Annotated in this window: 10 protein-coding genes; 6 read left to right on the top strand and 4 right to left on the bottom strand. The window is 61.0% G+C overall.

Translation table 11 applies throughout. The features are described from left to right. Nucleotides 1-51: 51 nt before the first annotated feature. The gene (locus CAG02_RS03710) at nt 52-1,362 is read right to left on the bottom strand and encodes an MFS transporter (RefSeq protein ID WP_085708385.1); all 1,311 of its coding nucleotides are present in this window, start codon (nt 1,360-1,362) and stop codon (nt 52-54) included. A gap of 382 nt (nt 1,363-1,744) precedes the next feature. Between CAG02_RS03710 and yddG the strand changes: the two genes are divergently transcribed. After that, entirely contained in the window at nt 1,745-2,644 is a 900-nt protein-coding gene (yddG, locus tag CAG02_RS03705) for an aromatic amino acid DMT transporter YddG (protein WP_305881755.1), read from the top strand. 27 nt (nt 2,645-2,671) lie between these two features. Here the strand turns inward: yddG and CAG02_RS03700 are convergent, their stop codons facing one another. The 3 genes from CAG02_RS03700 to CAG02_RS03690 all read right to left on the bottom strand — a co-directional run bounded on the left by CAG02_RS03700 (nt 2,672) and on the right by CAG02_RS03690 (nt 6,433). Continuing rightward, entirely contained in the window at nt 2,672-3,907 is a 1,236-nt protein-coding gene (locus CAG02_RS03700) for an aromatic ring-hydroxylating dioxygenase subunit alpha (protein ID WP_085708384.1), read from the bottom strand. 102 nt (nt 3,908-4,009) lie between these two features. After that, on the bottom strand, nt 4,010-5,350 hold the full coding sequence (locus CAG02_RS03695) for an MmgE/PrpD family protein (protein WP_085708383.1): 1,341 nt from the start codon (nt 5,348-5,350) through the stop codon (nt 4,010-4,012). Nucleotides 5,351-5,473: 123 nt separating this feature from the next. After that, nucleotides 5,474-6,433 (bottom strand): LysR family transcriptional regulator, encoded by a 960-nt coding sequence (locus CAG02_RS03690; protein ID WP_085708382.1) that lies wholly within the window; start codon nt 6,431-6,433, stop codon nt 5,474-5,476. A 366-nt stretch (nt 6,434-6,799) separates the two neighbouring features. Between CAG02_RS03690 and CAG02_RS03685 the strand changes: the two genes are divergently transcribed. The 5 genes from CAG02_RS03685 to CAG02_RS03665 all read left to right on the top strand — a co-directional run bounded on the left by CAG02_RS03685 (nt 6,800) and on the right by CAG02_RS03665 (nt 12,444). Next, nucleotides 6,800-7,834, top strand: coding sequence for a glycine betaine/L-proline ABC transporter ATP-binding protein (locus CAG02_RS03685; RefSeq protein ID WP_085708381.1), 1,035 nt, complete (start codon nt 6,800-6,802; stop codon nt 7,832-7,834). A 54-nt stretch (nt 7,835-7,888) separates the two neighbouring features. Then, a complete protein-coding gene (gene proW / locus CAG02_RS03680) occupies nt 7,889-8,842 on the top strand; it encodes a glycine betaine/L-proline ABC transporter permease ProW (protein ID WP_085708380.1) in 954 nt (317 codons plus the stop codon). 42 nt (nt 8,843-8,884) lie between these two features. Beyond that, nucleotides 8,885-9,907 (top strand): glycine betaine/L-proline ABC transporter substrate-binding protein ProX, encoded by a 1,023-nt coding sequence (gene proX / locus CAG02_RS03675; protein WP_085708379.1) that lies wholly within the window; start codon nt 8,885-8,887, stop codon nt 9,905-9,907. 44 nt (nt 9,908-9,951) lie between these two features. Continuing rightward, nucleotides 9,952-11,010: a GlxA family transcriptional regulator gene (locus tag CAG02_RS03670; protein ID WP_085708378.1), complete on the top strand. Its 1,059-nt coding sequence runs from the start codon at nt 9,952-9,954 to the stop codon at nt 11,008-11,010. Nucleotides 11,011-11,127: 117 nt separating this feature from the next. Next, nucleotides 11,128-12,444 (top strand): FAD-binding oxidoreductase, encoded by a 1,317-nt coding sequence (locus CAG02_RS03665; RefSeq protein ID WP_085708377.1) that lies wholly within the window; start codon nt 11,128-11,130, stop codon nt 12,442-12,444. Nucleotides 12,445-12,499 lie beyond the last annotated feature (55 nt).

Raw genomic sequence — 12,499 nt, 5'->3', positions numbered from 1 at the left:
AATAAAAAACCGGTGACGAAAGTCACCGGTTTTTTTATGCCTGCCAGAAACTCAACTGGCTTCGTAGCGCGATGCCGTTGGCGGCGCCGCTTCGCCACTCAACGCATCGACCATCGGCGGGTGCTCCTGCGCGGCCTGACGCAAATCTTCGGTCACCCGCAGTTCGGCGCCGGTTGGCGAGAACGTTGCTGCCGCCGCAAACGGTGCCGGGTTGGCCGGCACCGGACGCTTGCCACGACGCCAGAAGAAGAACGTCACCATGGCCAGGTTGACCAGCGCGAAGGCCCAGAACAGGCCGGTTTCGCCGTGGGCGTTCATCGCCGGGGAGATCAGCAGCGGGCTCATCGCCGAGCCCAGCGAGTTGATCAGCAACATGCCCTGAATCATCGGCACCAGGGTTTCAACCGGCGCACGGTCGGCGGCGTGGCTGACGGCCACCGGGTACAGCGCGAACACGCCACCGCCCAACAGAAACAGCATCGCCGCGAGCATGGCCGAGGACAGCGGCACCAGCACGATCACCAGCGACAGCACGGTGCACGCGGCGCAGAGCACGGTCAGCACTTGCAGGCGATCCTTGCGGTCGGACCAGCGCCCGACCGGGTATTGCAGGAGCATCGCGCCGAGGACCGTCCAGGCCATCATGCTGCCGACTTCGCCGACGTTCAGGCCGATGCGTTGCAGGTACAGCGGCAGCAGGGTGTAGATCGCCGCGATGGTGACGCCGGAGCCGAAGCAGCCGACCAGACCGGTGGGCGATACGCCGAGCAGTGCCCGTGGCTTGAGCGGTTCGACCTGTTCCAGCAACGGCGAAACGCGCGGCAGGATCACGATCGGCAGCACCGACAGGGTCGCGAGCATGCCGGCGACCATGAACGGCGCGGTGTCGCCCAGACCGGTGATTTTCCCCAAAAACGCCTGACCCAGTACCCCGGCGCCGTAGAGAACGATCATGTACAGCGCCAGCAGACGGCCGCGAATCTTCGCGTCACCGGCCAGCAGCAGCCAGCTCTCGATCACCAGAAACACGCCGACCGTTGCCCAGCCGTTGATCAGGCGCAGCACGACCCAGCCCCAGGTGTCATAAAACAGCCCTTGCAGCAGGATGGTCGCGGCGATCAGCGAGGCGAAGCTGCTGTAGGCGCGGATGTGGCCAATACGCAGGATCAGCCTGTCGTTGAAAATCGCGCCCAATGTCAGGCCGATGAAATAGGCCGAGGACACGATGCCGATCATCGTCGCCGATTCGCCGGCCGCGCCCAGGCGCAAGGTGGTCAAGGAAGACAGAAAGCCGTTGCCCAGGGCAACAATGAACAGCCCGAGCAGGGGCGCCAGCGCCATGGCCAGCAAACGCGGTGTCATAAAAACCTCAAGTGATCGAACAGCGGAACGTGCGCCTCTGCGCATGCGAGTGCCAAGCCGAAGTGTGTTGAAGGCAAACGACCGCCGAACGGGCAGGACGATTGAGCCAGGCTGACTTCGTGAAAGTCGCCGGCTGTTCAAACCTGAGGGTTGTCATGGCTGCGGGCAGGCGCCGGTCGGGCGACTGCAAGAGGAGGCGCGATTTTAAGCCTTGTGTAGCGTTTGCCAAGGTGCCGTGCCTGCGACGTTGAGACGCAGCCCGGATCGATAAAGACAGGATCGATAACCCCAGCGAATTCATTGCCCGAATGAAAAGTTGCTGTATCGATCCGGTTTCCCTCGTTAGCCTGTGCGGTCGAATCGCGATATTGATCCAGAGGCAATGATGCAGATAAGAGGCGAGCGCGCCGCCACGGCGTGCGGGCTGTTGGCGATTGTGTTGTGGAGCACTGCCGCCGGGTTGATCAGGGGCGTCAGTGAACATTTCGGCCCGCTCGGCGGGGCGGCGATGATTTACACCCTGGGGGCGATCCTGCTGGTGATGTTTCTCGGGCGACCGCGCCTTCGTTCCACGTCAACACTCTATCTCCTGCTCGGCAGTGCATTGTTCGTTGCCTATGAGGTGTGCCTGTCCCTGGCGCTGGGTTTTGCCAGTGACCGGCAACAGTCCATCGAACTGGGCGTGGTCAATTACCTGTGGCCGTGCCTGACCGTGGTGCTGGCGATTTTCATGAACGGCCAGAAAACCCGTTGGTTCATCGTTCCCGGCAGTGCGCTCGCGCTGTTTGGCATCCTCTGGGTGGTCAGCGGTCAGGGCTTGTCACTGCCGGGGATCATCGCCAACGTCAATTCCAACCCGCTGAGTTACAGCCTTGCGCTGGCCTGCGCGATTACGTTTGCGCTGTATTGCAACGTCACGCGCCGCTACGCCAACGGGCAGAGTCTGGTGGTGCTGTTTTTCGTGCTGACGGCCGTTGTGCTGTGGGTGAAGTGGGGCTTCAGCAATGAGCATATTTCCACCTTCACCCTGGGCAACTCCCTGGAACTGATCGCCACCGGCATCGCCATGGCCGGTGGTTATGCGCTGTGGAACATCGGCATCCTGCGCGGCAATCTGACCTTGCTGGCCACCGCGTCCTACGGCGCACCGGTACTGTCGTCGGCGTTCGCCGCGCTGTGGCTGGGCGTTAGTTTGCAGATGCAGTTCTGGCAGGGTGCGGTGCTGGTGACCGTAGGTTCGCTGATCTGCTGGCAGGCGACGCGGCAACGTCAGATCTCCTGAAAAACCCGGCGTTGCCGCGCATACCGGTCAGCCCACGGACTTCAACGGAACCGGCCCCTTGAGCCGGTCCATCATCGTCGCGCAGTACCAGTCATCGAACTGGCAGACGCCGGTTTCCGCCGTTTCCGAGTAGGGCCCCGGTTCATAGGACGGGGACGTCACGCCACGCTGGGTGCCTTCGACCAGTGTGCGGTCCTGATCGTTGGTGGCGACCCAGACTTTGGTCAGGCGTTCGAGGTCGTAATCCACGCCTTCCACCGCCGTGTCGGGCACCAGCCATTTGGTGGTGACCATGGTTTGCGTGGCGCTGATCGGCAGCACCCGGAAGCTCAGCGCATGGTCGCCGAGGAAGTGGTTCCAGGTGGACGGGTAATGGAAGTAGAGCAGGGCGCCGATGTCCGGTTCAGCGGTTTTGTCCAGACGCCCGTTCACCGCAGGCTTGCCGTCCATGGTGTAGCTGACGGCCCCGGACGACAGCGGAATGCGGGTCATGCGGTACTGGCCGTTGATGTCCATCACCAGGCGACTTGGCAGACCGGCTTTCTCGCAAGTGTTCCAGTAAGCCGACAACTGTGGGTCGTCTTCGCCGCTGAGGCCGCCCACCGACAGGTTGTCGACGAAGGATTTCAGCAGCTCCGGGTGGGAACCGTCGCAGTGGTAGCACTCGCGGTTGTTTTCGAACACCAGTTTCCAGTTACCGTTCTCGATGATGGTCGACTCGAACGCCACTTTGCAGTTGTCCAGATAATGCGGGGCGATGAACGGGCTGACGGCTTTGCGAAAACCTTCGAAGTCTGGCGCCCTGGCGGCGACGCAGACATAGATGTAGCTGTGCACGATCTCGCAATGCACGGACTTCAGGTTGTACTGGGCCTTGTCGAAATCCTGGCCCATGTTGCCGGCGAACAGCAGGTTGCCGTCCAGCTCGTAGGTCCATTTGTGATAGGGGCAGACCATCTTCGCGACCTTGCCGTGCTCGTGTTCGCAGATCTTGGCGCCGCGATGGCGGCAGGCGTTGTGAAATGCCCGGACCTCGCCATCCTTGCCGCGCACCACGGCGACCGGGTAATCACCGATCTGCAGGGTGAAGTACTGGCCGGGTTTGGAAATTTCGAAGGTGTGCCCGGCGAAAATCCAGTCCTTGTGCCAGATCTGTTCGAGGTCCTGGCGATAGACGTTTTCATCCTTGTAGAGGGCGCCCGGCAGCGAATGCCAGGGTTTGCGCTGGGCGATCAGGTCAAACACGGTGTCTTTATTGTTCATTGTTATCCTCGTCATGCGCGTAGGGCCGGAACAGGTCCAGCCTATCTGTGCCGGGAAAGCCGTCACAAACGACATTTCCTGCGGGCAATCGATGCGTTGCGGTTATGGGTGAATCCGTTCGAAGATCGGCTCAAGCGTGGTGATGGCCGACGCAGACTGGTCCAGATTGTGAATCGCCTGTTTCACCGCGAGGCTGCGTTCATGGCCGAGGTTTGAGGCGAACAGGTCGAATTTCTGCTCCAGTTCTTCGCGGCTCAGGGCCGTTTCGGGATCGCCCCGTGCGGCGGTGATCGGGCTGACGAGCACGTTGCCGTTTTTCAGGGTGACGGAAACCCGCGAGAGGATTTCATTGGGGAATCGCGCGGAAATATCGGCCGCCTCGACGATCTCGATGCGTGCGCTCAAGGCGCGAATGTCGGCGGCGTGGATGGATTCTCCGGTGACTTCGTCCGGCCCGAGTTTGCCCCTGACGATCAGCGCCGCCAGCGGAAACGCCAGGGCGTACTGCGCCTGATCGGCATCCGCCGGGGTGTGACCTTGCAGGCACATCGATTCATAAAAGGTCTCGACGCGGATGGTCTCGATCGCGTCAGCGTTGAGCCCAGGGTTCTCCTGTTGCAGCTGAAGCATCGCGGTCAGTGCCGGTTGCGCCCAGCGGCACACCGGCCAGGGTTTGAAATACTGGCTGTCGATTTCCCAGCGCTGACCAAGGTCGAGCCAGTGCTCGGCGACCGAAGCATCCTCGACGGTTTCCGCCGGCGCGCCGGTCACGCCTTCCTTGGCCAGCAGCAGCGCATTCAACCCGACGAAGGCGCCGCTGCCGTGGGCGTCACGCAACATGGTCGGAAACGCGATCAGGCGCATCATCGGGCATCGGGCGCTGAAGTACTCGGCAATGCCCAAGGCATGGCGGAACGTCGGCTCGTCAAAACCCAGCAAACGGGCGCCGGCGCAGACCACGCCAATCGCCGAAAAGCCGCCGGACGCGTGGTAAGTCGAGGAGGTCGCCATCAGGGCCGTTCCGGCGCGCAGTCCGGTTTCGTAGCCAATGCACAACGCGGTCAACAGCTCATGCCCGCTGACGTTTTTGCCTTGGTGATGCAGGGCATCAGCGAGGGCGAGCAGGGCCGGCACCACGGTCGCGCCGGCGTGCCCCTTGGATCGGAAATGACCTTCGTGGGCATCGAGGCTGTCGGCGGAAAAACCGCCGGCCCAACCCGCGCCCAGCAGGTTCACGCGCTGACCGTCGAACAACAGACGGCTGCCATACTCGCCGGCGGGGTAGTGGGCAACGGCGAAACGGCGCAGCGCCACACTGGTGTCGTTGGACGCGGCACCGGCCATGACGCCGACGATATCCAGCAGGCTGTTCTGCAGGATCTCCCGGGTCTTGGCCGGGGCCTGGAGGAAATCAAAGTCGCGGCAGAATTCGTAGAGTGACATTCAACAATTCCTTCCTGTGAGAGTAACCGGCCAGATCCCGGCCGGCGCCGCTCCACAATGAGTCAGGAAGGTTGTGCGGCTCCAACGACATTTTCGTCGGGCTATTGATAACCAAATCGATGGCTAGCGCCGGGGAAACTTCGACAGGATCCACTCGCGAAACCGCCGCAGCGCGTCTTCGTTGTCGGCGTTCTCGCGGCAGCTCAGGTAGTGCCAGCTGTTGCGTAGCTGGACTTCCTGCTCGATCGGACGCACCAGCAAGCCCTGTTGCACCAGCGGTGCGACCAGATGATTCCAGCCCAGCGCGATGCCTTGATGGGTGAGCACCATGCTGATCAGCAGGTTGTAGTCGTTGGCATTGAAAATCTGCGGACTGGTTGCCGGGCGGTCGTCGATGTCGATGGACTGAAACGCCAGCCACACGCCCCAGTCGACATGCTCGGCGACTTGCGAGCGCCCATAGGGGCTGAGGTTGAGCAGGGCCGAATCACGCACGCCCTCAATAGTGGCGATTTCCGGGTGCTTCTCCAGATACTGCGGCGTGCACACCGGATAGATCAGGTCATGGCACAGCGGGTAGCTGCGATAGCCTTCGCGGATGCGCGAAATCTTGGTGATGAACACGTCGGGCTGCACGCCCGGTTCCATGGTCAGGAAGTTCTGGGTGGTGATCAGGTTCAGCTCGATGCCTTCGCTCTGGGCGAAGAACTCCGGCAGGTGATTCGACAGCCACAGCGCCGAGAACGCCGGGGAGCAGCAGATGGTCAGCACCTTCTTGACCGACTGACTGCTGCGGATGCGCTCGGCGGCCTGGGCGATGTTTACGAACGACAGCTGAGCGGCGTCGAAAAACAGCGCACCCGCCGAAGTGAGTTCCACGGCTCGCCCGACGCGGGTGAACAACTGCGCCCCCAGGTAGCTTTCCAGTTCGCGGATCTGCCGGCTGATCGCGGCCTGGGAAACGCACAATGCTTCGGCGGCACGGGTAAAGCTCTGGTACTTGGCGGCGGCGACAAATGCCTTTACGGCCCGCAAGGACGGCATCTTCAGCAAGATGGTGTCTGGGTCGACATGCTTGGTCATTTGTGCGGTCTCCTCACGATACGGCTCCCGGGCGAAGCGCGACGAGGGTAGCCCAAGCCTGCGCGCAGGGATACGCCGGCGTCGCTGCAAGGATAGTCGCGGTCGCTGGCAGGCGATGCCGGCTGCCAGCGGCGGATGCCGGCGTGATCGATAACCCGACGTTATCAACATGCCCCTGTAAATGTCGTTGGATTAAGCAGGGGGATGCTAATAAATTTGAAACGTCCCTCGTTCCTGGGGTCCCAAAAATAATAAAAGGAAACCCGTCGTGACGACTTATAACTATTACCGCTGCCGCTCTAAAACCGTTTCGCTCGATTGCATATTGTTTGAATTCGAATATGCACAACGCGATGGAGGCAAGGTATGAATCGCTCCGACGAAATAATCTGCGTCAAGAATGTTTATAAAGTCTTCGGCACTCAGCCAGCACTGGCCATGAAGTTGATCGAAGAGGGCGCCTCGAAAGCCGAAGTTTTCAAAAAGACCGGCCAGGCCATCGGCGTATTCGATGCCAACTTCTCGGTCAAGCGAGGCGAGATCTTTGTCATCATGGGGTTGTCCGGCTCGGGCAAATCGACCATGGTCCGACTGTTCAATCGCCTGATCGAGCCGACCTCCGGCAGCATCTTTCTCAATGGCCGGGAAATCACCGGACTGGGCGACAAGGACCTGTTGCAGGTGCGCCGAAAAGACATGGGCATGGTCTTTCAGTCCTTTGCCCTGATGCCGCACATGAGCGTCATCGACAACGTCAGCTTCGGCCTGGAAATCAGCGGAGTCGGCGAAAAGGAACGCTACTGCCGGGCCATGGGCGCCCTTGAGCAGGTCGGGCTTTCCGGGCAGGAAATGTGCTTCCCCCATCAACTCTCCGGCGGCATGCAACAGCGGGTCGGCCTGGCCCGGGCGCTGGCCAACGACCCGGCCATCCTGCTGATGGACGAAGCGTTCTCCGCCCTCGATCCGATGATCCGCAGCGAGATGCAGGGCGAGCTGATCAAGCTTCAGGCCGAGCAGGATCGCACCATCATTTTCATCTCCCACGACATTGAAGAAGCCGTCCGCATCGGTCACCGCATCGCAATCATGGAGGGCGGGCGCGTGGTGCAGATCGGCACGCCCCGTGAGCTGCTGTGCAACCCGGTGAACAAATATGTGCGGGACTTTTTCAACGGTTTCGACACCAGCCGCATATTGCGCGCTGGCGATATCGCACAAGCCGATTCGGGAATTGTTTATGAACCGGGTCGTCAAACTCCGATAAAGGCTGACGCTTCCTTGCGCGAGATTTTTCATCTTGTTGCGGCATCTTCAACACCAATGCCGGTAGTTGATGAAGTTGGACTTTATAAAGGGTCGATCTCGCAAGGGCATCTATTAAGTTGCCTGGGCAATAGCTGAGATCCTGATTTAAAAAAAGAATGGTCACGCAGTCCGCAAGTGCGAGGTAGTGTCATGTCCGACTTTAACTTTCTGGATCCCTTCCAGAGTTTGAATATTCCGCTGGGGTCGTGGGTTGAAACCGCCCTCAAATATCTGGTGCATAACTTCCGGGATGTCTTCCGCTCGATTCGCTGGCCGGTCGATCAGGTACTCGACGGCGTCCAGTGGGGGCTGCTTTCGCTGCCGCCAACGGTGTTCATCATCATTGCCGGGCTGATCAGCTGGCAGATCGGCGGCAAACGCATCGCGATCTTCAGTGTGGCGACCCTGACCGGGCTCGGGCTGATCGGCGTGTGGAACGACGCGATGGTCACCCTGGCGCTGGTGCTGACCTCGCTGTTGTTCTGCGCGGTGATCGGCATTCCGCTGGGCATCCTCTGTGCCCGCAGCGACCGCACGGAAATGATCATCCGCCCGGTGCTGGACGCCATGCAGACCCTGCCGGCGTTCGTGTACCTGGTGCCGGTGGTGATGCTGTTCGGCATCGGCAACGTGCCCGGCGTGATCGTCACGATCATCTTCTCTGTCGCACCGCTGGTACGCCTGACCAACCTCGGCATCCGTCAGGTGCCGGCGGACAAGGTTGAGGCAGCGCGGGCTTTTGGCTGCACACCGATGCAGATGCTGATGAAGGTTCAACTGCCGCTGGCCGCGCCGACCATGATGGCCGGCTTGAACCAGACGCTGATGCTGTCGCTGTCGATGGTGGTGGTCGCCTCGATGATTTCGGTCGGCGGGCTGGGGCTGATGGTGCTCAGCGGCATCGGGCGCCTCGACATGGGCCTGGCCAGTGTCGGCGGAGCAGGGCTGGTGTTGCTGGCGGTGTTCCTCGATCGCCTGACCCAGGCCATGGGTGAACGCAGCAGCGATCTGGCCACCGGACAGCGCTGGTATGAGAGCGGGCCGGTCGGCCTGGTCATGAAGTTGAAGAAAAAGAAGAACGTTGCTCGTGCGGTCATTAACTGAACCTTTCTGCTCACCGATTAAAACTCCAAAGCGTGGTGAAACATGAAACTGGCAAATCTCAAGAAAAGCGTCATGGCGGGTGTGGTTGCTTGTGTATTGGGCACGGTGCTTTGTTCGGCGGCCTATGCGGCCGACGCCAACAAGCCCGGCGCCGGTGTGTCGATCACGCCGATTTTCCCGACCATCGCCGAAGAGCGCTTTCGCGGTGAAGTGGTGATCGCCGGGCTCAAGGAACTGGGCTACGACGTCAAACAGCCGAAGGAAACCGACTACCCGGCGATGTTTCTCGCGCTGTCCTACGGCGATGCGGATTTCACCGTGCATGAGTGGGAGCACCTGCACGAAGCGTTTTATGAAAAGGCCGGCGGCGATGACGTGATGGTCAAGGTCGGGCAGATCATGAAGGGCGTGCTGCAGGGTTACCTGATCGACAAGAAAACCGCAGATGCCTATCACATCAAGGATCTGTCGGACCTGAAGAAACCCGAGATCGCCAAGCTGTTCGACAGCAACGGTGACGGCAAGGCCGACCTGACCGGTTGCAACCCGGGCTGGGGCTGCGAAGTGATGGTCGAGCACCACATGAAGGCTTACGGCCTGGAGCCGACCGTCGTCGACAACCGCGGCTCGTACTTCGCGTTGATGGCCGACACCATCGCCCGCTATCAGCAAGGCAAACCCGTGCTGTTCTTCACCTGGGTGCCGCAGTGGATTTCCAGCGTGCTGGTCGAAGGGCGCGACGTGGTCTGGCTGCCGGTGCCGTACACCGACCTGCCTGACGGCAAGGAAAGCAAGGACACCTTCTACGAAGGCAAGAACCTCGGCTTCCCGGTGGACACGATCAATGCCGTCATGAACAAGGAATTCGCCGAGAAGAACCCGGTGGCCCGCAAGTTTCTCTCCGAGGTCAGCATCAGCACCGCCGACGAAAGTGCGCAGAACCTGAAGATGCAGAACGGCGAGAAGTCCCTGGCCGACATCAAGCGCCACGCTGCCGAATGGATCAAGGCCCACCAGCAAAGTTACGACGGCTGGCTGAGCGATGCGCGGGCGGCGGCCAAGTAAACGGGTTGTTCTTGTTCCAAGTGACGGTTATCGGGTGGCGCAGCATGGACACTTTCCAAAGCACATTGAAACTGCAGAACATCGGGTTTCGCCAGACCACGGATTTGATCGGGCATGAACGCATCGTGCGGGTAGCGTTCATTTTGCTCGATCACTTCTCGCTGACGACCCTTTCGACAGCCATGGACGCGCTGGCCACCGGTAACCTGATCAATGGCGACACGGTTTACAGGATTTCGACTTATTCGCTGCAAGGCGGCCTGGTCGACAGTGATGTCGGCGTACCGATCGCTTCGCAGCGGCTGGCGGTGGAAGGCTTCCATCAGGATGCGGTGATCGTCGTGGGTGGTCAGCGGGTCCGGCTGTCGTCGAGCCCGATGTTGCGTCGGGTACTGAAACGCGTCGCTACTGCCAAAGGCGTGGTGGCGGGTTGCTGGAACGCTGCGTTCTATCTTGCGGATGCGGGATTGCTGGAGGGGCAGGATTTCGCCTGCCATGGCGATAGTCGCGCATTGATCGGCGAGTATTTCCCGCATTTGAAGGCGTGCACTCGGGACTTTGCTTTTGGCCAGCGCCGTGCGACGTGCGCCAATGCCTGCTCGGCGCTGGACATGACCCTGGCGCTGATGCAGGAACTGGGTTCGCGCAGCGATGCTTCATTGGTCGGTGAGATCAAACGGGTGCACCAGCCGAAAACCCAGGAAACGCTGCGTGCCGAAGATGTCCGGCCGGCGGCCATTCCCAAGCCGTTGAACATGGCGCTTTCGTTGATGGAAAAACACATCGAAGAGCCCTTGGAAATTGACGAAATCGCCAGCCATGTCGGTGTTTCCCGCCGCCAGCTGGAGCGACGTTTCGCGCGGTATCTGAATGCCGCCCCCAACCGCTATTACCTGGAGTTGCGTCTGACCCGGGCACGCCAGTTGATCGTGCAAAGCGACCGTTCATTGACGGACGTGGCGTTGGCAACCGGGTTTGTCAGTTATCCGCACTTCTACAAACGCTTCAAGGATCTGTTCGGACTGCCGCCCATGACCTTCCGGGATTACTACTACGCGAACGACTCCGGTGCCGGGCGATATGCGCTCGCCGCCAACTTCTGAACGATTGAAAAGATTCAAGTAACGCAACTTTGATGGCTGTTTTCATTCAACGCGACTCCGCGCGTTCGCTTCGTGTCGGGTTCGATTTGTCATTTCAACAATAAACGGTTCAACACTATGAAAGTCAGTTCGCTGCCCGCCGATGATGACAGCTGTGGCTGGTTCCACTTGAGCCGGCCACGCAGCCCCGAGCCTGGCCATCGCGGCCACCGTTCGGCGCGTTGGGTGGTCGTCGGCGCCGGCTTCACCGGGCTGGCGGCGGCACGCCAGCTCGCGCTGAACTTCCCCGACGATGAAGTGGTGCTGATCGAAGCGCAGGAAGTGGGGTTGGGGCCGTCCGGTCGCAATGCCGGTTTCGCAATCGATCTGCCCCACGACATCGGGGCCGAGGACTATATCGGCGATATCGACCTGGCCAGGATCAGCCTGAAGCTGAACCTGGAGGGCCAGTCGATCCTGCGCAATCTGGTTGATCAGTTCGGCATCGATTGCCAGATGAAAGCCTGCGGCAAGTATCAGGCGGCCGTGGAAGAGCGCGGCATCGCGGTGCTGGAAGCTTATCGCCGGGGTCTCGACAAGCTCGGTCAGCCGTATCAGATGATCGATGCGGATGAACTGCCCGAGCATCTGGGCACCCGTTTCTACCGCAAGGCGCTGTTCACCCCCGGTGCGGTGCTGGTTCAGCCGTCGGCGCTGGTCAAGGGCCTGGCGGACAGTCTGCCGGCCAACGTCACCCTGTACGAACGCACGCCGATTCTGGAAGTGGAATACGGCGCCAAAACCTTGCTCAAGCACGCTCACGGCAGCATCACCGCCGACCGACTGATCCTCGCCAACAACTCGTTCGGCATGCGCTTCGGTTTTCTGCAGGGCCGCATGTTGCCGATCTACACCTACGCCAGCATCACCCGCCCGCTGACCGACGAGGAGCAGGCGCGTCTGGGCGGCAAACCGTTCTGGGGCGCGATTCCGGCCGACCCGTTCGGCACCACGGTGCGGCGCACCCCCGACAACCGTTTGTTGATCCGCAACAGCTTCAGCTTCAACCCCGATGGCCGCAGCAACAGCAAATACAACGAGCGCTTCGTGCACCGGCACCGCGCGTCGTTCGACCAGCGCTTCCCGATGCTGCCGGGAGTGCAGTTCGAATACACCTGGGGCGGGGCGCTGGCCATGTCGAGGAACCACAACGGCTTCTTCGGCGAACTGGCGCCGAACGTGTACGGCGCGCTGGGCTGCAATGGCCTGGGCGTCACCCGTGGCACGGTCACCGGCAAATTGCTCGCCGACTGGCTGGCCGGGCAGCGCGACGGCTTGATCGATTTCCTGTTGCAGGCGCCGGGGCCGACGGGAAACCCGCCCGAACCGTTTCTGTCGCTGGGCGTGAACATGAACCTGAAGTGGGGGCAATACCGCGCCGGCCGCGAAAGTTGAACGCTCATGGCACGCCCTGCGCGATGAGCTGAAGTAACGATGCACTGAATACAAG

It is taken from the genome of Pseudomonas sp. R43(2017), from assembly GCF_002112345.1.
Lineage (GTDB): Bacteria > Pseudomonadota > Gammaproteobacteria > Pseudomonadales > Pseudomonadaceae > Aquipseudomonas > Aquipseudomonas kribbensis.
The sequence above is the reverse complement of the archived record's forward strand: the minus strand, read 5'-3'. Positions and strand labels throughout refer to the sequence as shown.